The 24254-nt window shown below is 60.0% G+C and carries 27 protein-coding genes; 11 read left to right on the top strand and 16 right to left on the bottom strand.

The window, feature by feature from the left end:
* Positions 1-8 precede the first annotated feature (8 nt).
* From murA to RB216_RS04370, 7 genes are all read right to left on the bottom strand, one after another.
* The gene (gene murA, locus RB216_RS04400) at positions 9-1274 is read right to left on the bottom strand and encodes a UDP-N-acetylglucosamine 1-carboxyvinyltransferase (protein ID WP_010213103.1); all 1266 of its coding nucleotides are present in this window, start codon (positions 1272-1274) and stop codon (positions 9-11) included.
* 23 nt (positions 1275-1297) lie between these two features.
* Positions 1298-1537: a BolA family protein gene (locus tag RB216_RS04395; RefSeq protein WP_003188597.1), complete on the bottom strand. Its 240-nt coding sequence runs from the start codon at positions 1535-1537 to the stop codon at positions 1298-1300.
* 114 nt (positions 1538-1651) lie between these two features.
* Positions 1652-1957, bottom strand: a complete 306-nt coding sequence (locus RB216_RS04390) for an STAS domain-containing protein (RefSeq protein ID WP_028618864.1) — start codon at positions 1955-1957, stop codon at positions 1652-1654.
* On the bottom strand, positions 1954-2601 hold the full coding sequence (locus tag RB216_RS04385) for an MlaC/ttg2D family ABC transporter substrate-binding protein (protein ID WP_028618863.1): 648 nt from the start codon (positions 2599-2601) through the stop codon (positions 1954-1956). The genes RB216_RS04390 and RB216_RS04385 overlap by 4 nt, the downstream gene beginning before the upstream one ends.
* A gap of 11 nt (positions 2602-2612) precedes the next feature.
* Positions 2613-3080, bottom strand: a complete 468-nt coding sequence (gene mlaD / locus RB216_RS04380) for an outer membrane lipid asymmetry maintenance protein MlaD (protein ID WP_003171814.1) — start codon at positions 3078-3080, stop codon at positions 2613-2615.
* Positions 3080-3877, bottom strand: a complete 798-nt coding sequence (mlaE, locus tag RB216_RS04375; protein ID WP_028618862.1) for a lipid asymmetry maintenance ABC transporter permease subunit MlaE — start codon at positions 3875-3877, stop codon at positions 3080-3082. Before mlaE ends, mlaD begins: the two co-directional genes overlap by 1 nt.
* The gene (locus RB216_RS04370; protein ID WP_003171811.1) at positions 3877-4686 is read right to left on the bottom strand and encodes an ATP-binding cassette domain-containing protein; all 810 of its coding nucleotides are present in this window, start codon (positions 4684-4686) and stop codon (positions 3877-3879) included. The genes mlaE and RB216_RS04370 overlap by 1 nt, the downstream gene beginning before the upstream one ends.
* A 297-nt stretch (positions 4687-4983) precedes the next feature.
* On the opposite strand from RB216_RS04370, the gene RB216_RS04365 reads away from it, so the two are divergent.
* The 10 genes from RB216_RS04365 to RB216_RS04320 all read left to right on the top strand — a co-directional run bounded on the left by RB216_RS04365 (position 4984) and on the right by RB216_RS04320 (position 11995).
* The gene (locus RB216_RS04365) at positions 4984-5958 is read left to right on the top strand and encodes a KpsF/GutQ family sugar-phosphate isomerase (RefSeq protein ID WP_028618861.1); all 975 of its coding nucleotides are present in this window, start codon (positions 4984-4986) and stop codon (positions 5956-5958) included.
* Positions 5959-6483 carry a KdsC family phosphatase gene (locus tag RB216_RS04360; RefSeq protein WP_010213109.1) on the top strand — a complete coding sequence of 175 codons (525 nt, stop codon included), beginning with the start codon at positions 5959-5961 and terminating at the stop codon, positions 6481-6483. It abuts the gene before it with no gap.
* Between the two features lie 8 nt (positions 6484-6491).
* On the top strand, positions 6492-7064 hold the full coding sequence (gene lptC / locus RB216_RS04355) for an LPS export ABC transporter periplasmic protein LptC (protein WP_028618860.1): 573 nt from the start codon (positions 6492-6494) through the stop codon (positions 7062-7064).
* Entirely contained in the window at positions 7051-7584 is a 534-nt protein-coding gene (lptA, locus tag RB216_RS04350; protein WP_028618859.1) for a lipopolysaccharide transport periplasmic protein LptA, read from the top strand. Before lptC ends, lptA begins: the two co-directional genes overlap by 14 nt.
* Positions 7584-8309, top strand: coding sequence for an LPS export ABC transporter ATP-binding protein (gene lptB / locus RB216_RS04345; RefSeq protein ID WP_003171806.1), 726 nt, complete (start codon positions 7584-7586; stop codon positions 8307-8309). The genes lptA and lptB overlap by 1 nt, the downstream gene beginning before the upstream one ends.
* 185 nt (positions 8310-8494) lie before the next feature.
* On the top strand, positions 8495-9988 hold the full coding sequence (locus RB216_RS04340; RefSeq protein WP_016974289.1) for an RNA polymerase factor sigma-54: 1494 nt from the start codon (positions 8495-8497) through the stop codon (positions 9986-9988).
* Positions 9989-10063: 75 nt separating this feature from the next.
* The gene (gene hpf / locus RB216_RS04335) at positions 10064-10369 is read left to right on the top strand and encodes a ribosome hibernation-promoting factor, HPF/YfiA family (protein WP_017138237.1); all 306 of its coding nucleotides are present in this window, start codon (positions 10064-10066) and stop codon (positions 10367-10369) included.
* Between the two features lie 12 nt (positions 10370-10381).
* On the top strand, positions 10382-10846 hold the full coding sequence (gene ptsN / locus RB216_RS04330) for a PTS IIA-like nitrogen regulatory protein PtsN (RefSeq protein WP_061435337.1): 465 nt from the start codon (positions 10382-10384) through the stop codon (positions 10844-10846).
* 2 nt (positions 10847-10848) lie between these two features.
* On the top strand, positions 10849-11706 hold the full coding sequence (rapZ, locus tag RB216_RS04325) for an RNase adapter RapZ (RefSeq protein ID WP_028618857.1): 858 nt from the start codon (positions 10849-10851) through the stop codon (positions 11704-11706).
* 16 nt (positions 11707-11722) lie between these two features.
* Positions 11723-11995, top strand: coding sequence for an HPr family phosphocarrier protein (locus RB216_RS04320; RefSeq protein WP_028618856.1), 273 nt, complete (start codon positions 11723-11725; stop codon positions 11993-11995).
* 98 nt (positions 11996-12093) lie between these two features.
* Here RB216_RS04320 and RB216_RS04315 read toward each other — a convergent pair whose 3' ends face one another.
* The 6 genes from RB216_RS04315 to pmbA form a co-directional block, all read right to left on the bottom strand.
* A complete protein-coding gene (locus RB216_RS04315; protein WP_028618855.1) occupies positions 12094-12987 on the bottom strand; it encodes a ZIP family metal transporter in 894 nt (297 codons plus the stop codon).
* Positions 12988-13020: 33 nt separating this feature from the next.
* Positions 13021-13632 carry a superoxide dismutase gene (locus RB216_RS04310; protein ID WP_308908360.1) on the bottom strand — a complete coding sequence of 204 codons (612 nt, stop codon included), beginning with the start codon at positions 13630-13632 and terminating at the stop codon, positions 13021-13023.
* Position 13633: 1 nt separating this feature from the next.
* A complete protein-coding gene (locus RB216_RS04305) occupies positions 13634-14062 on the bottom strand; it encodes a DUF2753 family protein (RefSeq protein WP_028618853.1) in 429 nt (142 codons plus the stop codon).
* Positions 14063-14089: 27 nt separating this feature from the next.
* Positions 14090-15466 (bottom strand): class II fumarate hydratase, encoded by a 1377-nt coding sequence (locus tag RB216_RS04300; RefSeq protein ID WP_308908359.1) that lies wholly within the window; start codon positions 15464-15466, stop codon positions 14090-14092.
* Positions 15459-15854 carry a FagA protein gene (locus RB216_RS04295; protein ID WP_308908358.1) on the bottom strand — a complete coding sequence of 132 codons (396 nt, stop codon included), beginning with the start codon at positions 15852-15854 and terminating at the stop codon, positions 15459-15461. The genes RB216_RS04300 and RB216_RS04295 overlap by 8 nt, the downstream gene beginning before the upstream one ends.
* Before the next feature lie 151 nt (positions 15855-16005).
* Complete coding sequence (gene pmbA / locus RB216_RS04290; protein WP_122686101.1) at positions 16006-17352, bottom strand: metalloprotease PmbA; 1347 nt, start codon at positions 17350-17352, stop codon at positions 16006-16008.
* A 108-nt stretch (positions 17353-17460) separates the two neighbouring features.
* Here pmbA and yjgA point away from each other — a divergent pair, with 108 nt between their 5' ends.
* Positions 17461-17982, top strand: a complete 522-nt coding sequence (gene yjgA, locus RB216_RS04285; RefSeq protein ID WP_005784816.1) for a ribosome biogenesis factor YjgA — start codon at positions 17461-17463, stop codon at positions 17980-17982.
* A gap of 47 nt (positions 17983-18029) precedes the next feature.
* Here yjgA and tldD read toward each other — a convergent pair whose 3' ends face one another.
* The 3 genes from tldD to RB216_RS04270 are packed head-to-tail and all read right to left on the bottom strand — an operon-like array spanning position 18030 to position 24201.
* Positions 18030-19472 carry a metalloprotease TldD gene (gene tldD / locus RB216_RS04280; protein ID WP_010213129.1) on the bottom strand — a complete coding sequence of 481 codons (1443 nt, stop codon included), beginning with the start codon at positions 19470-19472 and terminating at the stop codon, positions 18030-18032.
* A gap of 16 nt (positions 19473-19488) precedes the next feature.
* Complete coding sequence (locus RB216_RS04275; protein WP_028618849.1) at positions 19489-20337, bottom strand: carbon-nitrogen hydrolase family protein; 849 nt, start codon at positions 20335-20337, stop codon at positions 19489-19491.
* Between the two features lie 48 nt (positions 20338-20385).
* Complete coding sequence (locus tag RB216_RS04270; RefSeq protein ID WP_308908357.1) at positions 20386-24201, bottom strand: YhdP family protein; 3816 nt, start codon at positions 24199-24201, stop codon at positions 20386-20388.
* Positions 24202-24254: the final 53 nt, after the last annotated feature.

Here is a 24254-nt window from a genome sequence, read left to right as displayed (position 1 = left end):
AACAGCAACTAGCCCGGTACGCGGCGGATTTTTGCGCCGAGCATCTGCAGTTTTTCTTCAATGCACTCGTAACCACGGTCTATGTGGTAGATACGGTCGATCAGGGTATCGCCTTCGGCGATCAGCGCCGAGATCACCAGGCTGGCCGAAGCCCGCAGGTCAGTGGCCATCACTGGCGCGCCCTTGAGTTTCTCGGTGCCGGTAACGATGGCGGTGTTGCCTTCAACCTGGATCTTCGCGCCCATGCGGTGCAGTTCGTACACGTGCATGAAGCGGTTTTCGAAGATGGTCTCGATCACGGCGCCGGTGCCTTCAGCAATGGCGTTCAATGAAATGAACTGCGCCTGCATGTCGGTCGGGAACGCCGGGTACGGAGCGGTGCGCACGTTGACGGCTTTAGGACGCTTGCCGTGCATGTTCAGCTCGATCCAGTCTTCACCGGTGGTGATTTCGGCACCGGCTTCGCGCAGTTTTTCCAGGACCGCTTCCAGGATGGTCGGATCGGTGTCCTTGACCTTGACGCGGCCACCGGTCACGGCGGCGGCAACCAGGTAGGTGCCGGTCTCGATGCGGTCTGGCATGACCTTATAGGTAGCGGTGTGCAGGCGCTCTACACCATCGATGGTGATAGTGTCGGTGCCGGCACCGGAAACCTTGGCACCCATGGCGTTCAGGAAGTTGGCCAGGTCGACCACTTCCGGCTCACGCGCGGCGTTCTGCAGCACGCTGCGGCCTTTGGCCAGGGCAGCGGCCATCATGATGTTCTCGGTACCGGTTACGCTGACGGTATCAAAGAAGAAATTCGCGCCACGCAGGCCGCCTTCCGGCGCCTTGGCCTTGATGTAGCCGCCTTCGACGTCGATCACTGCGCCCATGGCTTCGAGGCCACGGATGTGCAGGTCCACCGGACGCGAACCGATGGCGCAACCGCCAGGCAGGGCGACTTCGGCTTCACCGAAACGAGCAACCATCGGGCCCAGCACCAGGATCGACGCACGCATGGTTTTCACCAGTTCGTACGGGGCGATCAGGGTCTTGATAGTGCGCGGGTCGATTTCGACAGCCAGTTTCTCGTCGATCACCGGCTCAATGCCCATGCGACCGAACAGCTCGATCATGGTGGTGATGTCGTGCAGGTGCGGCAGGTTGGCCACGGTGACCGGGCCATCGCACAGCAGGGTCGCTGCCAGGATCGGCAAGGCGGAGTTTTTTGCACCGGAGATGCGAATCTCGCCATCAAGGCGGGCACCGCCGGTAATAATCAATTTATCCATAAGAATCTCGACGCCTTGGGGGCTCAGGTGCGCTCGGCCCAGGCCGCGCGGCTGAAAAATTTCATAGTGACCGCATGGATGCTGCCATCGGTGATCCACGGGTTCAAATGGGCATAGATCTGCTGTTGACGCTTGACCGGGCTGAGTGCCGCCAGTTCATCGCTAATCACGTTCAGCTGGAAGTTGCAGCCTTCGCCTTCAACTTCAACGGTCGTTTCCGGCAGCTTTCCTTCAAGAAAGCTCTTAACTTCTAGGGCCTGCATGCTCAACCTCTATCGGCGCCCAGTGCGCGCGGGTCGCACATCATACAAAAAAGCCCCGCGCCTGCGAACCCCGCATAGCAGGACTCTGACGGGGGGCCTCTCTAATAATGTGTATTAAGGATGCGCCAGCAGCTCGGTCAACCCGGAAACTTCGGCGATTTCACGCATGTCTTCGGGCATAGCACGGATGCTGACGGACTTTTTAGCCGCTTCGGCATCACGCATGAAGCACAGCAACAACGATAAGCCGACGCTGCTGGACTTGGTCACAGCCGAACAATCCAGCACCAGCGCAGGGGCAGTGCTGGTCTTGATCAAGGCCTGGCCCTGCTTGCGCAGGTCAGGCCCGGAACGGTAGTCCAACACGCCACTGATGAACAGCTCGCCGGCATCGCCTAGACGAACAGCCGACTCGGTCATTGCGCAGGCTTCCCGGCAGCTTTATCGGTTTCTTCCTTGGCCTTGGCGACTTCACCGGCCCAACCATTGATGGTTTTGTCCAGATCGTTGCCATTGCGCTGCATGGCGTCGGCGAACTGGTCACGGAACAGCTTGCCGATGTTGATCCCGTTGATGATCACGTTACGCAGCTTCCACTCGCCGTTGACCTTCTCCAGCGTGTATTGGACCGGGTAGACGGCGCCGTTGTTGCCCTTGACGCTCATGTTGACGCTGGTGCGATCACCGGACTCGTCACCGGCTGGAGCGACGGTAATACCCTGGTTGTTGTACTCAAGCAAAGCGTTACCGTAGAACTGGAACAGGCCCTTCTTGAAGTTTTCCTGGAACGTCTGCATCTGCGCAGGGGTAGCTTTGCGCGAATACTTGACCGTCATGATGCTTTTGGAAATGCCTTCAGCATCGACCACCGGACCAACAATGGTGTTGAGTGCTTCGTAAAACCGGGAAGGGTCTTGCTTGTACTGTTCTTTGTTGGCTTTCAGGTCAGCCAGCATCTTGCTGGTAGTGTCCTGCACCAGGTCGTGGGCAGAACCTGCAGCGTTAGCCATCAGCGGCAGCGCTGCCAACAACACCAGCAGGCCACGTCGCAAGGTAGAGATCATGAACAGATTCCTCATTTGGCGTCTTTATTGACCGTATTAAGCAGGAATTTACCGATCAGGTCTTCAAGCACCAGCGACGACTGTGTGTCGTGGATTGTCGAGCCATCCTTGAGCAGGGCTGTCTCCCCACCCACGCTGACACCGATGTATTTTTCGCCCAGCAGACCCGCAGTGAGGATAGATGCAGTGGAGTCAGTTGGCAGATTATCTACCTTCTTGTCCAGTTGCATGGTCACTCGCCCGGTGAAGCTGTCGCGATCCAGATCGATTGCCGTGACCTTGCCGATAGTCACACCGGCCATGGTCACTTTAGCTCTGACAGTCAAACCGGCGATATTGTCGAAGTACGCGTAAAGTTTATAAGTGTCGGCGGTCGGACTGGCCGACAGGCCACTGACTCGCAGGGCCAACAACAGTAAAGCCAGGATGCCAGCCAGCAAGAAAAGGCCGACACCGATTTCCACAGTGCGGTTTTGCATCAGAAATCTCCAAACATCAAGGCGGTCAAAATGAAGTCAAGGCCCAGTACCGCCAGCGAGGCGTACACAACGGTCTTGGTGGTGGCGCGACTGATCCCTTCTGAAGTGGGCTCACAGTCGTAGCCTTGGAATACGGCGATCCAGGTGACGACAAAGGCGAAGACGATGCTCTTTATGATGCCGTTGAGCACGTCACCGCTGAAGGTCACGCTGTTTTGCATGTTGGCCCAGTAGGAACCGTCGTAGACGCCCAGCCAGTCCACCGCCACCCACGAACCGCCCCAGATACCGACCACGCTGAAGATCATCGCCAGCAGTGGCAGGGAAATGAAGCCGGCCCACAGGCGTGGGGCAACAATGTACTTGAGCGGGTCCACACCGATCATTTCCAGGCTGGACAGCTGTTCGGTGGACTTCATGTTGCCGATTTCGGCGGTCAGCGCGGAACCCGCACGCCCGGCGAACAGCAAGGCGGTCACCACCGGCCCCAGCTCACGCAGCAGCGTCAGGGCGACCATCTGCCCGACCGCCTGCTCCGAACCGTAGCTGGAAAGAATATTGAAGCCCTGCAACGCCAGCACCATGCCGATGAACACCCCGGAGACCACAATGATCACCAGGGACATCACGCCGACCGAATGCAGCTGCTTGACCAGCAGGCCGAAGCCACCGCCAATACCGCCGCGACCGAGCAGGGCGTGGAACAGGAAAATCGTCGAACGGCCGAGCACTTCGACAATGTCGATACCCGAGCGACCGAAAAGGCGAACCTTCTCGATAAGAGATGTCTTGCGCATCAGCGCTTCCCCAGAAGATCTGAGCGGTAATCCGCTGCCGGAAAGTGAAAAGGCACCGGGCCATCAGGATCGCCGGTCATGAATTGGCGAATGCGCGGGTTGTCTGCGTTCATCAGCTCTTCAGGCGTGCCCTGCCCCAGCACCTGGCCATCGCCGACCACATAGAGGTAATCGGCAATGCTCGCGGTTTCTGCAAGATCGTGGGAAACCACGATACTGGTGATGCCCAGCGCATCATTGAGCAGGCGGATCAAGCGCACCAGCACGCCCATTGCGATGGGGTCCTGGCCGACGAAGGGCTCGTCATACATGAGGATCTGCGGGTCGAGGGCAATGGCGCGCGCCAGGGCCACACGGCGCTTCATACCACCGGACAGCTCGTCAGGCATCAGGTCGATGGCACCACGAAGGCCTACGGCCTGCAGTTTCAGCAACACGATGTCACGAATCATTTCATCGGACAGTTGGGTGTGCACCCGCAGCGGAAAGGCCACGTTCTCGAACACATCGAGGTCGGTGAACAGCGCACCGCTCTGAAACAGAACACCCATATGTTTGCGCGCATCGAACAGATCGCTGCGCGACAGCGTCGGCAGGTTCTGGCCATTGACCCACACTTCGCCGGCGCTGGGACGCAATTGCATGCCCATCAGGCGCAACAGGGTGGTCTTGCCGCAACCGGAAGGCCCCATGATGCCCGTGACCTTCCCGCGCGGAATGCGGATATCGACGTTATTGAAGATGCTGCGCGTCCCGCGCTTGAAGGTCAGTCCCTTCAGCTCGACCGCGTAGGCGTTATCGGCACTCATCTAAACTCCTTGGGATGCAGCCTCTCACTCAGACACCACGCTTGCGACAAACGTTTGCAACCGTTGTGCAATAGTTGGCACGTGGGCTGGGCGGACCGAACTGGCGGCGAACTATATCACTGCTGGTACAAGGCGCCCAAGGCCGGAACAGCGCTTGTTCAGATTGGGGACAGGGAAAACTTGTTGCTTAGGATGAATCTCAGGCGCATTGCGAACAAAGCCTGACGAACTAGCGTGAGGGAATTGATCATTACCGCTATAATCGCCGACTTTTCGTCAGGCTATACGATTTCAGACATGAGCCAATCCAGCGACCTTATTCAATCCGCACAACGCACCATCCGCCTCGAGCTTGAAGCCGTAGAAGGCTTGCTGGCGCATATCGACGCAGATTTCGTACGCGCCTGCGAGATGATTCTGGCCAGCAAAGGCCGCGTTGTCGTGGTCGGCATGGGCAAGTCGGGCCACGTCGGCAACAAGATCGCCGCCACCCTGGCCAGCACCGGGACCACCGCATTTTTCGTGCACCCGGCCGAAGCCAGCCACGGTGACATGGGCATGATCACCAAGGATGACATCATCCTGGCGCTGTCAAACTCAGGCACCACCAACGAAATCGTGACCCTGTTGCCGCTGATCAAGCGCCTGGGCATCCAGATGATCAGCCTCACCGGCAACCCGGAATCGACGCTGGCCAAGGCCGCCGAAGTGAACCTGAATGTTCACGTGGACCATGAAGCCTGCCCACTGAACCTGGCACCCACCTCCTCCACCACCGCCGCACTGGTCATGGGCGACGCCCTGGCCGTGGCGTTGCTGGAAGCCCGTGGATTTACCGCTGAAGACTTCGCGTTTTCCCATCCAGGTGGCGCCCTGGGCCGCCGCCTGCTGCTGAAAGTGGAAAACGTCATGCATTCCGGTGATGAATTGCCCCACGTCCAGCGCGGCACCTTGCTGAAGGACGCGTTGATGGAGATGACCCGCAAGGGCCTCGGCATGACCGTGATCCTGGAAGCCGACGGCCGCCTGGCCGGGGTCTTCACCGACGGCGACCTGCGTCGCACCCTGGACCGCACCATTGATATCCACACCGCCACCATCGACGCGGTGATGACCCCCCACGGCAAGACCGCCCGCCCCGAGATGCTGGCGGCCGAAGCCTTGAAAATCATGGAAGACCATAAGATCGGCGCGCTGGTGGTGGTCGATGGCAATGACCACCCGATCGGCGCCCTGAACATGCACGACTTGCTGCGTGCGGGAGTGATGTAAATGACCAGCGATCTGTTGCAACGCGGTAAAAACATCAAATTGGCGATTTTCGACGTTGATGGCGTGCTGACCGATGGCCGCCTGTACTTCCTCGAGGACGGCAGCGAATTCAAGACGTTCAACACCCTCGACGGCCAGGGCATCAAGATGCTGATGGCATCGGGCGTGCAAACGGCGATTATCAGCGGTCGGAAAACTCCGGTTGTGGAACGCCGCGCACAAAACCTGGGGATTCCTCACCTGTATCAGGGCCGCGAGGATAAACTGGTGGTTCTGGACGAGCTTCTTGGCCAACTCAACCTAAGCTATGAGCAGGTCGCCTACTTGGGCGATGACCTGCCAGACCTGCCGGTGATCCGTCGAGTAGGCCTGGGCATGGCCGTCGCCAATGCGGCGGCGTTTGTTCGCGAGCACGCCCATGGCATCACCACCGCCCGTGGCGGTGAAGGTGCCGCCCGCGAGTTCTGCGAGCTGATCCTGCGTGCCCAGGGCAGCCTTGAAGCGGCCCACGCCGCCTACTTATAGAGCGTTTTATGCTGAGCAAAAAGATTCGCAACTTTCTGATATTCGGGGTCATCGCTGCGCTGTTCCTGGCGGTGGGCTACTGGAACATCAGCCCGGAGCGCTTTCTCGACCAGCCTGCCGCGCAGGTTGATGAGGGGGCTATCGACTATTACGCCATCAATGCCAAGAGCGTGCAGTTCCTGCCCGACGGCAAGGTGCAGTACGAGATGACCTCAGACAAGGTCGAGCACGTGAAGGCCAGCGAAATTACGCTGCTGACCAACCCTGATATGAACATTTACCGCGGCACCGAGTTCCCATGGCACGTCACCAGCAAGCGTGGTGAGGTCAACCCGGACGGTACCGAGGTGGAACTGATCGACTCGGTGCGCGTTGCGCGCACCGACGATAAAAATCGTGAGACCGTGATTACCAGCAGTCGCATGACCGTATTCCCGCAGAAGCAATATGCGCAGACCGAGCAAGACGTTAGAATCGACGGCGCTGGCGGTGTATCGACTGGCAAGGGAATGAAAGCGTATTTGAAAGAAAGCAGGATACACCTGCTATCGAACGTAAGAGGACAGTATGAGGCTCGTTAAAACTCTCCCTATTTTGCTCGGTCTGGGCGCAGCACTGGGAAGCGTGAGCGCCTGGGCTCTGCCGAACGATAGCCAGCAGCCGATCCACATTTCGGCTGACGATGCGCAGCTGGATGACAAGCAAGGCGTCGCTACCTATACCGGCGGCGTGATCATCACCCAGGGTTCGATGAAGATCACCGGCAATACCGTGACGCTTACGCGCACCCAAACTGGCGATATCGACGTGGTGACGTCGGTAGGCAACCTGGCTTACTTCGAACAGAAGCAGTCCGCGACCGATACCGGCCCGATGAAAGGCTATGGCAAGACTATCCAGTACCATGCCCAGCAGAACCGCATCGTGCTGATCGACCAGGCCAAGGTACTGAGCCCCGACGGCAACTCCACGGAAGGTGAAAAAATCACCTATGACACCGTGAAACAGATCGCTAACGCCGGGCGCGCCAATGGCTCCAAGGTCACCGCGCCACGCCCACGTATCGATATGGTTATCCAGCCGAAGAAGAAGGCCGAGTAATGGCAACCCTGAAAGCCCAGCATCTGGCCAAGGCCTATAAAAGCCGTCAGGTCGTGCGCGACGTCAGCCTGTCGATCGACAGCGGCCAGATCGTCGGCTTGCTCGGCCCCAACGGCGCCGGCAAGACCACCTGCTTCTACATGATCGTCGGCCTGGTCCAGGCGGATCAGGGCCGCGTGTTGATCGACGACCTGGACGTGAGCCACCAGCCAATGCACGGCCGTGCGCGCGCCGGTATCGGCTATCTCCCGCAGGAGGCGTCGATCTTCCGCAAACTGTCGGTCGCCGATAACATCATGGCGATCCTCGAGACCCGCAAGGAACTCGACCGTGACGGCCGTCGCAAGGAGCTGGAAAGCCTGCTGCAGGAGTTCCACATCAATCACATCCGCGACAACCTCGGCATGAGCCTGTCCGGCGGCGAGCGTCGTCGTGTGGAAATCGCCCGCGCGCTGGCCACTGCGCCCAAGTTCATCCTGTTGGACGAACCGTTTGCCGGCGTCGACCCGATCTCGGTCGGCGACATCAAGCAGATCATCCATCACCTCAAGGCCAAGGGCATTGGCGTGTTGATCACTGACCACAACGTCCGTGAGACCCTCGATATCTGCGAGACCGCGTATATCGTCAACGATGGCCAACTGATCGCCGAAGGTGATTCCGCCACCATCCTGGCCAACGAACTGGTCAAGGAAGTGTACCTGGGTCACGAGTTCCGCCTGTAAACACCGTGGTGTCACGGCCGTTTGCCGAGGTGCGCGGGAGTCAATGAAAACCTCCGGATTTTTATTGTTACCGCGCTCTAGGCAAAGCCCCCGACATCAGGCATATAATTTGCTTATGTTTGGCGCTCACGCGCCCTGTCGTGGATGGCGCATTGCGCCGGCGAATAAGGTGTTAAGCCCCTGCCATGAAACCATCGCTAGTCCTGAGAATGGGCCAGCAGCTGACGATGACACCGCAGCTGCAACAGGCCATCCGCCTGCTCCAATTGTCGACCCTGGACCTGCAACAGGAAATCCAGGAGGCCCTGGAGTCCAATCCGATGCTCGAACGCCAGGAAGAAGGCGACGACTTCGATAACGCAGACCCGCTGGCCGATAACATCGAGCAAAAACCCAATTCCGACGTGCAGGAACCTTCCTATCAGGAAACCGCCCCAACGGTGGATAACCTTGAAGAAGGCGAGTGGAACGAACGCATCCCCAACGAACTTCCCGTCGACACGGCGTGGGAAGACGTCTACCAGACCAGCGCCAGCAGCCTGCCCAGCAATGACGATGACGAGTGGGACTTCACCACCCGCACCTCCGCCGGCGAGAGTCTGCAAAGCCATTTGCTGTGGCAACTGAACCTGGCGCCGATGTCGGATACCGACCGCCTGATCGCCGTAACCCTGATCGACTGCATCAACAACCAGGGTTATCTAGACGAGACGCTCGAAGAAATTCTTGAAGCGTTCGACCCGGAACTGGATATCGAGCTGGACGAAATCGAAGCCGTCCTGCACCGCATCCAGCAATTCGAGCCTGCCGGGATCGGCGCGCGCACCCTGAGCGAATGCCTGCTGCTGCAATTGCGCCAACTGCCGGCCAAGACGCCTTGGCTCGCCGAGGCCCAGCGGCTGGTCACCGATTACATCGACCTGCTGGGCAGTCGCGACTACAGCCAGTTGATGCGCCGCATGAAGCTCAAGGAAGACGACCTGCGCCAGGTCATCGAGCTGGTCCAGAGTCTCAACCCACGCCCCGGCTCGCAGATCGAATCCAGCGAAGCCGAATACGTAGTGCCCGACGTCATTGTGCGCAAGGACAATGAGCGCTGGCTGGTGGAGCTGAACCAGGAATCGGTGCCACGCCTGCGGGTCAATCCGCAATACGCCGGTTTCGTGCGTCGCGCCGACACCAGCGCCGACAACACCTTCATGCGTAACCAGCTGCAGGAAGCCCGCTGGTTCATCAAGAGCCTGCAAAGCCGCAACGAAACCCTGATGAAAGTGGCCACGCAGATCGTCGAGCACCAGCGCGGCTTCCTGGAGTACGGCGACGAAGCCATGAAACCGCTGGTGCTGCATGATATCGCCGAAGCGGTCGGCATGCATGAATCGACGATTTCGCGGGTTACCACGCAAAAATTCATGCATACCCCACGGGGTATATATGAGCTGAAATACTTTTTCTCCAGCCACGTCAGCACCTCCGAAGGCGGTGAATGCTCGTCCACGGCGATCCGCGCGATCATCAAAAAACTGGTTGCCGCGGAAAATCAGAAAAAGCCATTGAGTGACAGTAAGATCGCTGGTTTACTGGAGGCACAAGGCATTCAGGTCGCCCGTCGAACCGTCGCCAAGTACCGCGAGTCCCTCGGGATCGCGCCTTCCAGCGAGCGTAAGCGTTTGATGTGACGGGCGGGCCATAGCGTTCCAGTGGCGGGTATTCCTACCCGCCGCTTTATGCACTGGCAACGAAGGAGAAGCTGTATGCAAGTCAACATCAGTGGACACCATGTAGAAGTCACCCCTCCATTGCGCGAATACGTCGAGCAGAAGCTGAAACGGCTTGAGGGTCATTTCGACAAAATCACCAATGTGCAAGTCATCATGAAGGTCGATAAGCTTCAGCAGAAAATTGAGGCGACTCTCCAGATACCCGGTGGCGAAGTAGTCGCCAATGCCGAGCATGAAGACATGTATGCATCAATTGATGCCTTGACTGACAAGCTTGACCGCCAACTTAAAAAGCATAAGGAAAAGCAGCAGAGCCTTCTTCAAGGCACAGGCCGCTAACACTCCCCACCCATGATCCGACTTGAAACCATCCTGACCCCCGGCCGTTCCCTCGTGAACGTGCCGGGTGGCAGCAAGAAAAAAGCCCTCGAACAAATTGCCAACCTGATCGCGCGCGAAGTGCCGGATCTGGAGATGCAGGATGTGTTCGACGCGCTGATCGCCCGTGAAAAACTCGGTTCCACCGGTTTTGGCAACGGCATCGCCATTCCTCATTGCCGCCTCAAAGGCTGCGAGACCCCCGTCAGCGCACTGCTCCACCTGGAAGCCCCCATCGATTTCGACGCCATCGACGGTGCCCCGGTCGACCTGCTGTTTGTTCTGCTGGTCCCGCAAGCCGCTACCGATGCGCACCTGGAACTGCTCCGGCAGATCGCCAGCATGCTCGACCGCAAGGAAGTACGCGACAAACTGCGCAGTGCCAGCAGCAACGAGGCGCTTTACCAGGTTGTCCTGGATGAACAGAACGGGCAGTAATCATGCGTTTGATCATCGTCAGCGGCCGCTCCGGCTCGGGTAAAAGCACCGCCCTCAACGTACTTGAGGATAACGGTTTCTATTGCATCGACAACTTGCCCGCCGGCCTGCTGCCGGAATTGGCGGAACGCGCGCTGATTCACACCGAACTGGCGCAACCCCTGGTCGCCGTTTCGATTGATGCCCGCAACCTGCCCAGCCACCTTGAGCGTTTCCCGCAATTGCTCGAGGAAGTGCGGGCCAAGCACATTCATTGCGACGTGCTTTACCTGGATGCCGACGAAGAGACGCTGCTCAAGCGATTCTCGGAAACCCGCCGGCGTCACCCCCTCAGCAGCCCTCACCGCTCCCTGGCCGAAGCCATCGAAGACGAAACCAAGCTGCTGGGGCCGATCATTGACCTCGCCGACCTCAAGATCAACACCACCAGCCTCAACCTGTACCAGTTGCGCGATGCCATCAAGCTGCGCCTTCTGAACCAGCCCGAGCCAGGTACGGCGTTTCTGGTCGAGTCGTTTGGTTTCAAGCGCGGCATGCCGGTGGACGCCGACTTGGTGTTCGACGTGCGCTGCCTGCCTAACCCTTACTGGAAGCCGGAACTGCGCGAACAGTCGGGGTTGGACCAGCCCGTGGCCGACTACCTGGCCGCGCAACCGGATGTGGAGGAGATGTTTCAGGACATCTCCAGTTACCTGCTTAAGTGGCTTCCGCGTTTTGCCGCCAGCAACCGGGCTTATGTCACCATTGCCATCGGCTGCACCGGTGGGCATCACCGCTCCGTCTACCTGACTGAGCGCCTGGGCCAGGTGTTGCAACAAACCCTCAAGAATGTCCAGGTCCGCCACCGCGACCTTAGCTGAAAGGAACACCCCCGCGATGCCCGCTCTGGAAATTGAAATCATCAACAAACTGGGCCTGCATGCCCGCGCTTCGGCTAAATTCGTGGGCGTGGCCGGGAAGTTTCCCTGCCAGATCCGCGCCGGTCGCTCACCGGAAACGATGGTCGACGGCAAAAGCATCATGGCGATGATGATGCTGGCGGCGGGCAAAGGCACCAAGATTCACTTGAAGACCGAAGGTGAGCAGGAGCAGGAAGCGATGGACGCCCTGGTGGCGCTGATCAACAACTACTTCGACGAAGGCGAATAACGCTGTGTAAGAGCCCGGCTTGCCGGCAATGGCGTCGCCAAGCGCACCGCTCGTCTCAGGATTGATCGCCGGCAAGCCGGCTCCTACAAGGGAGCGGTTTACCCCAAGGCCGTGTCCATCACCATCATCAAGCAGAACCCGACGCACAGCCCTAGGCTGGCGAGTTTTTCGTGACCATTACGTCGCGACTCGGGGATCACTTCGTGAGTCACCACCAACAGCATCGCACCGGCTGCCAAGGCCAAGCCTAGCGGCAGAAGCACCTCGGCCAGGCTTACCAACCAGGCACATAGCACGGCAAATACCGGCTCCACCAGGCCTGACGCCGCGCCGATCAGGAACGCCTTGACCCGCGACATCCCGGCCCCGGCCAACACCAACGCAATCACCAGCCCTTCAGGCACGTCCTGCAAGGCAATGCCCATGGCCAGGCTGTCGGCATCCGGCATGCCGCCGCCTGCCGAGACGCCCACCGCCATACCTTCCGGGATGTTGTGGGCGATGATGGCAAACACAAACAGCCAGATACGCGGCGGAATCACCGGTTTTTCCGGCGTGCCCACCAGCATTTCCGGGCTGGCACCGGAGACCTTGCGGTCCACCAGATACAGCCCGAAAGCACCCAACATGATGCCAAAACTGATCAAACCGCTGGCGCCCCAGGGCGAAAGCCCCAGGCCTTCAGCTGCGGCAATGCCCGGCACGATCAGCGAAAACGCCGTCGCCGCCAGCATGACGCCAGCCCCAAAGCCCAGCAGCGTATCGCTCAATGCCACCGGCATGCGTCGAATAACCAGCACAGGTACCGCGCCGAGCGCCGTGCCGAGCGCACAGAGGGATCCCCCCTGCAGGGCGCGCAGAATGCGTGGTTCCAGGTTCAGCCAAGCCAGCCCGTGGGCCACCAGCAATGCGGTACCTGCCAATAGCAGCAGCGAGCCAAGCGCATAACGAAACATTCGCCCGCTGCTGATCGCCAGTGTTTCAGTGCCCATAGTCGGCCTTAGATCTTGTTATGAAGGTGAGTGTCAGGCCACGGCAGCCTGATAGCGTGCGGCGACTTCCGACCAATTAATGACACTGTAGAAGGCATTGATGTATTCCGGGCGGCGGTTCTGGTACAGCAGGTAGTAGGCATGCTCCCAGACGTCCAGGCCGAGGATCGGGGTATTGCCGTTCATCAGCGGGCTGTCCTGGTTACCGCTGCTCTCCACCACCAGGGTCTTCTGCGGAGTGACGCTCAGCCAGGCCCAGCCACTGCCGAAACGGGTCAATGCGGCCTTGGTGAACGCCTCCTTGAAGCTGTCGAAACCGCCCAATTGCTCCTCAATGGCCTTGCCCAGCGCACCATCGGGTTTGCCGCCACCTTTGGGCGACATCACCGCCCAGAACAGCGAGTGGTTGGCATGACCACCGCCCTGATTGATCACGGCTGCACGCAGTTTTTCCGGCAGTTGCTGCACGCTGGAGACCAGCTTCTCGACCGGCCAGCCTGCGAACTCGGTGCCCTTGACGGCGGCGTTGAGATTGTTGATGTAGGCCTGGTGGTGCTTGGTGTAGTGGATTTCCATGGTTTGCGCATCGATATGCGGTTCCAGGGCGTCGTAGGCGTAAGGCAATGCAGGCAAGGTATAAGTCATATCAATGTGCTCCGTAATGAGGAGTGGCGGGTTGCACCGCAGCACCACCCAACAGGCGATGGGTGCGCGGGTACTCACCGTGATCGCTGATGAAATTCAATAGTTCGACGTAGGTTTTGCTGCTCTGGCGCAGCGCCGCTTCGCGCAATTGCGGGCTCAGACGCGGGTCCTGCATGGTCTGCAGCAGGCGCTGATGGATAGCGCACAGGTATTCCGCGCTTTCCTCCGGCTGGTTCAGGCGCAGGTGCAGGTCCGCCAGGTTGTGATGGGAAATGACGCAAGCCGCCACTGCTTCGTCGGCGTCCGCCCAGCGTTCGAACAACACTTGGGCAAGGGCCAAGGCTTGCAAGTAGGCCTCGCGAGCGTCAACCAACTCGCCCGCCATAAAGCAGCGATTGGCCCGTTCGATCGTGCGTTTCCAGTGCTCCATGGTGAGCCTCCAAAGCAGGGTCGGTGATTACACGCCGCCGGCCGTGAGCTTTTCCGGGTCCAGCAGGACCTCCAGTTGGCTGCGCGGCAAGTCGGTGAGTTCGAGGGCAACATCAATCACCGGACGGCCCTGTTGATAGGCTTTTTTGGCGATTTCAGCGGCCTTTTGGTAACCGATGATCGGGTTGAGTGCGGTCACCAGGATGGGGTTGCGCGACAACGCTTCCTTGAGCTTGGCTTCGTTGACCTTGAAACTGGCGATGGCTTTATCGGCCAGCAAACGGCTGGAATTGGCCAGCAATGCCAGGCTGCTGAGCAAGTTCTGCGCAATGATCGGCAGCATCACGTTCAGCTCGAAGTTGCCTGACTGACCGGCGACGGTGATCACCGTGTCATTGCCGATGACCTGTGCGGCGACCATCGCCGTGGCTTCCGGAATCACCGGGTTGACCTTGCCGGGCATGATCGAAGAACCCGGCTGCAAGCCTTCCAGCTCGATTTCACCCAGGCCGGCGAGCGGGCCGGAGTTCATCCAGCGCAGGTCGTTGGCGATTTTCATCAGCGACACGGCGGTAGCCTTCAACTGGCCGGAGACTGCGACGGCGGTGTCCTGCGAGCCAATCAGAGCGAACAGGTTCTTGCCGGGCGTGAATTTCACACCGGTCAGACTGCTCAGCTGCTGGCTGAAACGCGCCGCGAATTCCGGATGTGCGTTGATCCCGGTACCGACTGCCGTACCGCCCTGAGCCAGCGCTTGCAGGCTCGGCAGAAGGTCCTGCAGGTGGCCGATACTAGCCTTGAGCTGCTGAGCCCAACCGTTGAGCACCTGGCTCATGCGTACGGGCATGGCATCCATCAGGTGCGTGCGGCCGGTCTTGATGAACGGGTGAACCTCTTCGGCTTTTTGTTCGATGACTTGCACCAAATGCAGCAGGGCCGGCAGTGTTTGCTCATGCAGTACCAGCGCGGCACTGACGTGGATCGTGGTCGGGATGATGTCGTTGCTGCTCTGGCCGCAGTTCACGTGGTCGTTGGGGTTGACCGGCTCACCGAGCAAACGGGTGGCCAGGGTCGCAATCACTTCATTGGCGTTCATGTTCGAACTGGTGCCGGAGCCGGTCTGGAAGATATCCACCGGAAAGTGCTGCATAAAATCGCCTTCCAACAAACCTTGGGCGGCATCGACGATGGCCTTGCCCTGCCCTACGCTGATTTGCTTGAGGTCGACGTTGACCTTGGCGGCGGCGGCCTTGGCCAGGATCAGGGCGCGGATGAATTGCGCCGGCATGCGTTGATGACTGATCGGGAAATTGTTCACCGCGCGCTGGGTTTGCGCACCGTACAAGGCCTCGGTCGGCACTTGCAGTTCGCCCATGCTGTCGCGTTCGATACGGGTGTTACTCATCGTTAGATCCTTGCACCAGGTCAGAAACAGAAAGGGAGGGCAGCAATTCGCAGGTCGCCAATTGCCACGCAAAGGACTGCCAGCGCTTGAGGCGGCAGGCGCAGTGAGAGAGTTTTTCCAAGTCGCGTAATGGACGCCACGCCTGATCCAGGCACATGGAGCGCCAATGCCAGGGCAGCGCGATGTCGCTGGCGGTATCGAGCAGCAGGCGGAATGAGGTTTCTGCGATCGTCCACGGATGGGTCGCGGTGCAGCACGCCAGGTATCGACCCTCATTGAGGTAATGTTCGATCAGGCGCGGCTCGTTGGGGTCGAGGCCGCAGCGAATCTGGCGACTCATCCAGCGCCAGCTCTCCAGGCAAGGATCCTCATGCAGGACAGAACTCATGATCCACACTCATTCGGTAATGATATTTATTATTAAATGATATTGAGAATCAAAACAATAGCGGCAGATTGATCCGCCTGCCAAAACGCCCACAAAAAAAGGCGCGCCATCTGACAGATGGCGCGCCTTTTGGAGTAAAGCTTCGGGAAGATTAGCTGCCGGCGACAGTCATCCGCTCGATCAACACCGAGCCTGTGCGAATGTTGCTGCGCAGTTCCAGATCATTACCCACGGCGACGATCTGCTTGAACATGTCGCGCATATTGCCTGCGATGGTCACTTCCTGGACGGCAAACTGAATCTCGCCGTTTTCCACCCAGAAACCCGCCGCGCCACGCGAGTAATCACCGGTGACCATGTTCAGGCCATGGCCCATCAGCTCGGTCACCAGCAAGCCACGCCCCATGCGCCGAAGCAGCGCAGCTTGGTCTTCATCGCCGTGGGTGACGAACAGGTTGTGTACGCCTCCGGAGTTCGCGGTGCTTGGCAGGCCCAGCTTGCGACCGGCGTACGTGCCCAGTACGTAAGACACCAACTCGCCCTTCTCGACGAACGGTTTGGCATACGTCGCCAGGCCATCACCGTCGAACGACGTACTGCCCATGGCGCGCATCAAGTGCGGGCGCTCATCGATGGTCAGCCACTCTGGGAACAACTTTTGGCCAATCGCCCCCTCCAGGAACGAGGACTTACGGTACAAGTTGCCACCGGAAATCGCCCCCAGGAAACTGCCAAACAACCCACCCGCCAGTTCTGCCGAAAACAGTACCGGCACTTCACAGGTTGGCACCGGGCGCGCGCCCAGGCGGCTCGCTGCACGCTGCGCCGCGCGCTGACCAATGCTGATCGGGTCCGACAGCAATTCGCCCTGACGGCTGACGTCGTACCAATAATCGCGCTGCATCTGGCCGTCAGCCTCGGCGATCATCACGCAGCTCAAGCTATGGCGGGTGGACGCGTAACCACCGATAAAGCCATGGCTGTTGCCATACACGCGGCAACCCTGGTGCGTGCTCAACGTGGTGCCATCTGCATTCTTGATGCGGACATCAGCGTCGAATGCAGCAGCTTCGCAGATCAGCGCCCGTTCGATGGCCTGTTCGGGTGTGATGTCCCAAGCGTGAAACAGATCGAAATCCTGCAGGTCCTTGGCCATCAGCGCCTTGTCGGCCAGGCCCGAGCTTTCGTCTTCGGAGGTGTGCTTGGCGATTGCCAGCGCAGCCGCCACCGTCTCGCGAATGGCTTCCGGACCGCTGGCCGACGTACTGGCCGAACCTTTGCGCTGCCCGACATACAAGGTAATACCAAAACCCTGGTCGCGGTTGAACTCAACGGTTTCCACTTCCCGCTGGCGCACCGACGTCGACAGCCCCTGCTCCAGCGACACGGCCACTTCACAGGCACTGGCCCCCTGGCGCTTGGCCTCGGCAAGGATCTGCTCGACTTGTTCCTGCAGTGCCGGTAACGCTTGCGGACCGACGCTTTGGGCTGCACTCATGGTTTTCTCCACTCAAATTCTGCTTTCGGTTAAGGCCATCGAGCGACCGGGCCGGACAAGCGGCCCCCGACTGGTTATCATGGCGGCGTTTCTTTGCGGACTGCCACCATGGTTGATTCTTACGACGACTCCCTCGATGGGGAGAAAAGCAAAACCCAGGTCAAACGTGAGCTGCATGCTCTGGTTGACCTTGGCGAGCGCCTTACAACGCTCAAAAAAGACTTGATTGCAAAACTGCCACTCACCGACGAAATGCGTCGTGCCCTGGCCGATGCGCCCAAGCACACCGCGAATATCGCGCGTAAACGGCACATCTCGTTTATCGGCAAACTCATGCGCGATCAGGACATCGACGCCATTCTGACCTTGCTCGATCAAACCGATGCCTCTACTCGACAGTACAACGAACGCTTCCATAACCTGGAACGTTGGCGTGACCGCCTGATCGCGGGCGATGACGCCGTGCTGGAGAAATTCGTGATGGACTACCCGGACGCGGACCGCCAGCAACTGCGCTCCCTGATCCGTCAGGCCCAGCACGAGCAGGCGCATAACAAGGCGCCGGCCACCAGCCGTAAAATCTTCAAGTACATCCGTGAGCTGGACGAGACTCAACGCGGCCTGCGCTGATCCTCCTCCCCGGGTGGCGGTTCTCGCCACCCGAAGCTCCGTCTTTCTTACGACCCCGTGCCACCCACGGTGATCGCATCAATCTTCAGCGTTGGCTGGCCGACACCCACCGGCACTGACTGTCCGTCTTTCCCGCAGGTACCCACGCCGCTGTCCAGCGACAGGTCGTTGCCGACCATCGACACCTTGCTCATGGCTTCCGGACCGTTACCGATCAATGTCGCACCTTTGACCGGTGCAGTGATCTTGCCGTCTTCGATCAGGTAAGCCTCGCTGGTGGAGAACACGAACTTGCCGCTGGTGATATCCACCTGGCCGCCACCGAGGTTGGCGCAGTAGATGCCGCGCTTCACCGAAGCGATGATCTCGGCCGGGTCGCTTTCGCCACCGAGCATGTAGGTGTTGGTCATGCGCGGCATCGGCAGGTGCGCGTAGGATTCGCGACGACCGTTACCCGTACGCGCCACGCCCATCAGGCGAGCGTTGAGCTTGTCTTGCATGTAGCCCTTGAGCACACCGTTTTCGATCAGGGTGGTGCACTCGGTTGGGGTGCCTTCGTCGTCGACGCTCAGCGAGCCACGACGCCCGGCCAGGGTGCCGTCATCGACGATGGTGCAGAGTTTGGACGCCACCATTTCACCCATGCGCCCGCTATAGGCCGAACTGCCTTTGCGGTTGAAGTCACCTTCCAGGCCATGACCGACCGCTTCGTGCAGCAGCACGCCGGACCAACCCGAACCCAGCACCACCGGCAAAGTGCCGGCCGGGGCAGGAATGGCTTCAAGGTTGACCAACGCCTGGCGCAGCGCTTCACGTGCATAACCCATGGCACGGTCGTCGGTGAGGAAATAACGGTAGTCGGTACGCCCGCCGCCGCCATGACCACCGCGTTCGCGGCGACCGTTCTGTTCGACGATCACGCTGACGTTGAAACGCACCAGCGGCCGCACATCCGCCGCCAGGCCGCCATCGGTGGACGCCACCAGGATGCGCTCCCACACACCAGCCATGCTCACGGTAACCTGCTGGATACGCGGGTCGAGGGCACGGGTGGCGGCGTCGATACGCTTGAGCAGCTCGACCTTTTCCGCACGGCTGATCACTTCCAGGGGGTTATCCGGCGCGTACAACTGCGCCACGTCCTGGGTGCTGAATGCCTGCACCGTGCCATTTTGCCCGGCCCGGGAGATCGAACGTGCGGCCCGCGCCGCCAGCCCCAAGGCTTCCAGGGTGATCGCGTTGCTGTAGGCAAAACCGGTTTTTTCACCGGACTGCGCACGCACGCCCACACCCTGGTCGAGGTTGAAACTGCCTTCCTTGACGATGCCGTCTTCCAGCGCCCAGGACTCGGAAATCTGCCCTTGGAAATACAGGTCAGCCGCGTCGATGCCCGGCCCGGCCAAGTCGCCGAGTACGGTTTGCAAGCTTTCGATGGTCACGCCACCGGGCGCCAGGAGGTGATCACTGACTGAGGACAACAACTCGCTCATAGGTATGGCCTTAAATTCATCGTTCCGAAGCAGGTCGCTGTGCGCCCTGCGAGAAAAAGCGCCGATGGTTGACCACCGGCATGCGCGTCCGTATCGACGCCTGTTCACTGCTATCGCGTTCGGCCAGCAACACTGCTTCGCCTTGATCCTGTTGTGTCAGCACACGACCCCAAGGGTCGACAATCGCCGCATGACCATAGGTTTCCCGTGGCCCCGGATGCACACCGCCTTGAGCCGCCGCCAGCAGGTAACACTGGGTCTCGATGGCGCGTGCGCGAATCAGCACATCCCAATGCGCCGCGCCGGTCACCGCCGTAAACGCCGAAGGCGCTGTAATCAACTCAGCCCCTGCCGCACGCAATTCGCTGTAGAGCTCGGGGAAGCGCAGGTCGTAACAAACCGTCAGGCCCAACCGACCGACGGGCGTGTCCGCTACCACCACATTGCCTCCGAAAGCATAGTCGTCAGATTCGCGATAACGACCGCGGGCATCGGCGACATCCACATCGAACAGGTGCAGCTTGTCGTAGCGGGCAACGATTTCACCCTGATCATCGACCAGCAACGAGCAGGCATTGGACTTGGCGTTCGGCTGGTCCTTTGGCGGCAGCGGCAAAGTACCAGCCACTATCCATAAGGTGAGGTCGCGGGCGGTCTGTTTCAACCACGGCAGGATCGGGCCTTCGCCCAGAGCTTCGGCGCGACCGATGTCGGCCACGTCGCGGCGGCCCATGGCGGCAAAGTTTTCCGGCAATACCGCCAGCTTCGCCCCACCCGCTGCGGCTTGTTCCAGCAAGCGCCGGGCCTGGGCCAGGTTGGCCAGCACATCGCTCTGGCTGACCATTTGAATTACCGCAAAGGACATGGACCGTCTCTCCTTAATGGGCATGCGGCCATGCTACTCCACAGGCTCTCAGTTTGGTTTTTCAAATGGCTTGTCGAAGGTGATTTTCGGGTCCTTCCACGGGCCTTCGACCTTGTATTGCACGCTGGCAAAGCGCGCAACACGGTCACCGATCAGCTTGTCGATCAGGAACAACGCACCGCCGATCGCGGGCGCGCCTACAATCAGCGCGGCGATCGGCAGGTTATTGGTCACCGGCAGGGTGACCAGCAGCTTGGCGTCGACACGGTCTGCGACCAGGTCCAGGGTGCCGTTGAGTTCCAGGTTAGTCGAAGGCCCGGTCATGGTGATCGGCTCACGGGTCACGAATACCCCGTTGCTCGCCGCCAGCAAGCCCTTCACACGGTCGTAGCTCAAGCCCTTGCCGAGCAAGTCCGAGAAGTCCAGGCGCAGACGGCGCCCAATGGAGTTGAAGTTCAGCAGGCCAAACACCCGCAGCGCCTGTGCCCCGCCTTCCACTTCGACGAACTGGCCATTGCGGAACGCTGCATCCAGGCTGCCGGAGAAACGCTTGGGCCCGACAAAGGCAGGCGAACCGGGCCAGCGACCATCCACATCCAGGTGAAAATCCTGGCTGGTGACGGTGGGCGCATAACCCCAACCCTTGAGTACATCGCCGATATTCTTGCCATCCAGGCGACCCTTGTACCAACTGCTACTGTCGCCAGCCGTCCCTTCCCAACCACCCGCGCCCTTGAGCTGCATGCCTTTGAGGCCGAGGTCGAGGTTATTGAAAGCCAAGCCTTTGGCGGTCGGGCGGATTTTCAGCGACCAGGCACCTATCAGATCCGGGCCCTGGAAAAGCTGATCAATGGCGATATCCAGCGCCGGAATGTCCTTGGGGTCGATGCTCGCCAAGGGGTCCGGTGCGTTTTCATCAGCCTGCACCGTCGGATCCACCGCTGGCAGCTTCACATATTGAAGGTTGACCGCAATCGGTGCGCCCTTGGCGTCCGGCAGGTTGACGGTGCCCTTGGCCTGCTGACTGTCGAATTGCAGGCCCCACGCCGCAGGCTTGCGGTCCAGCTGTAGATTGACCTGATCAAACTGGGTGCCAAAACCGGACAGCTTACCCACCTTGAAGTCAGCGCCGCTGAGCAACTGCTTGGCGCTGCCGCCCGGATCGTTGCCCGCGTAGCGGTCAACCAGTTTCTTCCACGGGTCAATATCGAGTTCAGACAGCACGCCACGTATGCGCAAGCCCTTGGCCCCTGGCAACACAGCATCGCCATCCCCGAGGAATAGCTCACCGCGCCCCTCATTGAATTTGTCCGGCGGCGCAGCGAAGGTGAAGTTGGCCAGCTCACCGTAGTCGAACCAATAACGCCGCTCGGCCCCCTGCAAGGTCATGCGGAACACACTGTCACGCCCCTGGCTGGCGGGCATGCCGAACGGTGCCGGCAGGTCCACGGCAACGCCCTTCAGGTTGGAGCTGACCATCAGTTGGCTATCGGCACCGTCCAGGGTCAGTTGCAACTGGTAGGGAATATCGCCGGACACCGGCAAAGGTTGGCTGACTTTCAACCAGTCCGTCAGCCGCTTGACCGTCACCTGGCCCTTGGCAGACACACGCGTACTGATATTGCCCGGCTTGCCATCGGCAACGATCTGCGCCGTGATCGGCCGGTCAAACGCCTGGGCCGTGATGTTCTGGCCACTGAGGCCTTTGGCGCTGTCGAAGCGGAAATCGCCTTTGAGCTGGGTCAGGTCCAGAATCGGTTCGGCCAATTGCAGCCGTGCCTTGTCCGTCTTGAAGTCCACCACAATCTTCGGCTCGGTGCCTTTCGCCAACGGTACATCCAGGTCAAGGCTGCCTTGCAGGTCGCCCTCACCCTTCCACCCGGCAAAGGTCGATGCGGTGCCGATCGGCGCTTCCTGGAGGATTTTCAAACCGTCGCCCAAACCACCGGCAAACCCGCCGGTCAGCAACAGATGACTGTCCTTGCCCGCCGGCGCGTGGGGGATATTGACGTAGACGTCCTTGACCTTGGTGTCGAGCAACTGGCCCTTGCTGGCCAGGATGCGTACGCCGCTCTCCTCGACAAACACTTCGCCATTGACCTTGCTCACATGCGGCCAGCCCGGCTGGAACGCCAGTTCGGCATCATGCACCTTGAAGAACAGGCTGATGTTGCGTGAGGCCGGCAGCGCGTCGTGGTTCAGCGAACCCTGATACTGGAAAAAGCCCTGGTCCACCGCGCCCTTGAGAATCGCCGTACGCAGCCACTCATCCAACGCCGGGCTCAACACCGCCGGCAGGTATTTGGGGGTGAAGCGCCCATCGCCATCGACCATGCCGACCCGCAGGTCCATATAGTCTTCCTGGCTGTGGTCGAAATGCAGGCGAATCAGGAAATCAGCGGCGACATTGCCCTCTTCACCCAGCACCTTGATGTACGGGGCGATCAGGGTGAAGCCTTCCTTGTCGAGCTTCCACGTCAGGCGAGCATTGGCCTGGATGTACTGCCACGGCTTGGCAAAGATCGGATCGAGGTGCAGGGAAAAGTCTTTGCTGTCCATGCGCAACTCGCCATGGCCCAGGTCACCGCTGATACTGCCGGACACGTTCCGCGCGGCCGGTGCGCCAAAATAGGCATCAAAACCGATGCGTTCGAGGTTGGCGGCGAAGCTGACTTTTTGATCCGTCGTATCTTGAGGACGGAAATCCACCAGCACATTACGCAGCAGGCCCGTGGCCTTGAGGTGCTGAATGGTCTTGGCGAAACCCTCCGGCAGCGGCGCCAAGGCATTGAGCAGCGGCGTGATCGGCGTGAGGTCCAGGCGGTCGGCCTGGAGCTTCCAGACCTCCTGATCCTTGTCGGTGGCCAGGGTTTGCTGAAGTTGCAGGCGCGATTCCCAGCGGGTTTCCCCCAGATTCATCGCCAGCGAGTCGAACAGCACCTTGAGACCGCTATCGCTGCGTTGCAGGTAGGCGGTGAGGGCCAGGTTCTCGATATGCACAGGTTTGCGGTCGGCGTAGCTGCCTTTTACCTGCGGCGAGTTGAGGCGCACCACCGCGCTTTGCACGGTGCCTTTGGCCCAGGTCAGCCAGAGTTCACCGCCAGCTTTGAATTGGGTGAGCTTCCATTGCTGGGTCAGCTTGGCCGGGATCCACTTGGCCCAGTCGCTTTGCGGCAGGCTCACGTACGCCTGGGCTTCGCCGTCCTTCCACTGACTGGCGCGGATACGCGTGCGCAGGCTCACCGCCAAGGGTTGGCCGTCGGGCAGCGTCAAGCGTGCATCCAGGCGTTGGCGCGTGATGCCGGTGTGCAGGCTCAGGCCGACATACGTCAGGGTCACCGGCGCTTGGTCAAACGGCTGCAAGGTCACCTGGCTGTCCAGCAACGACACGCGCTTGACCTTTTGCATGTTCTTGAGCAACTGCTCAGGGTCCACGGGCTGGTCGTTCTGCACTGGCAAGCCCTGCAAGGCCCATTTGCCGTCCTTGTCTTCCTTGACGCTAAGCTGCAAGCCACTGACTTGCAGGTGCGCAATGCGCACTTCTCGGGCCATCAGGCTGGCCCATATATCCGGCACCACTTCGACCTGGTCCAGGCGAAGGGCACTGCTGCCCTCGCCCACCATCACATCATGGGCCAGCAATACCGGCGCGAAGCCGCTCCAGCGGCCTTCCAGGCTGCCGATATGCAACGGCATGTCCACCGCGGCCTGGGCCTTGGCTTCGATCTCCGCACGGTACTCGGCCACCAGCGGCGTCAATTCACGGCCCAGGCTCACGTACACGGCCGCCAGTACCAGCAGCAAGGCACAGAGGCCCAGGCCCCAACGGGTCAAAGCGGCAAAAAAGCGTATCAGACGCTCCATGTCAGGCGACCCTCAAGGCGGTAGTCGGACGGCAGATCAAGGCCTGCCTGTCT

Origin of the sequence: Pseudomonas canadensis (assembly GCF_030980095.1) — a bacterium.
In the GTDB taxonomy this organism is placed as follows: domain Bacteria; phylum Pseudomonadota; class Gammaproteobacteria; order Pseudomonadales; family Pseudomonadaceae; genus Aquipseudomonas; species Aquipseudomonas canadensis.
This window is presented reverse-complemented; position numbering and strand designations above follow the sequence as displayed.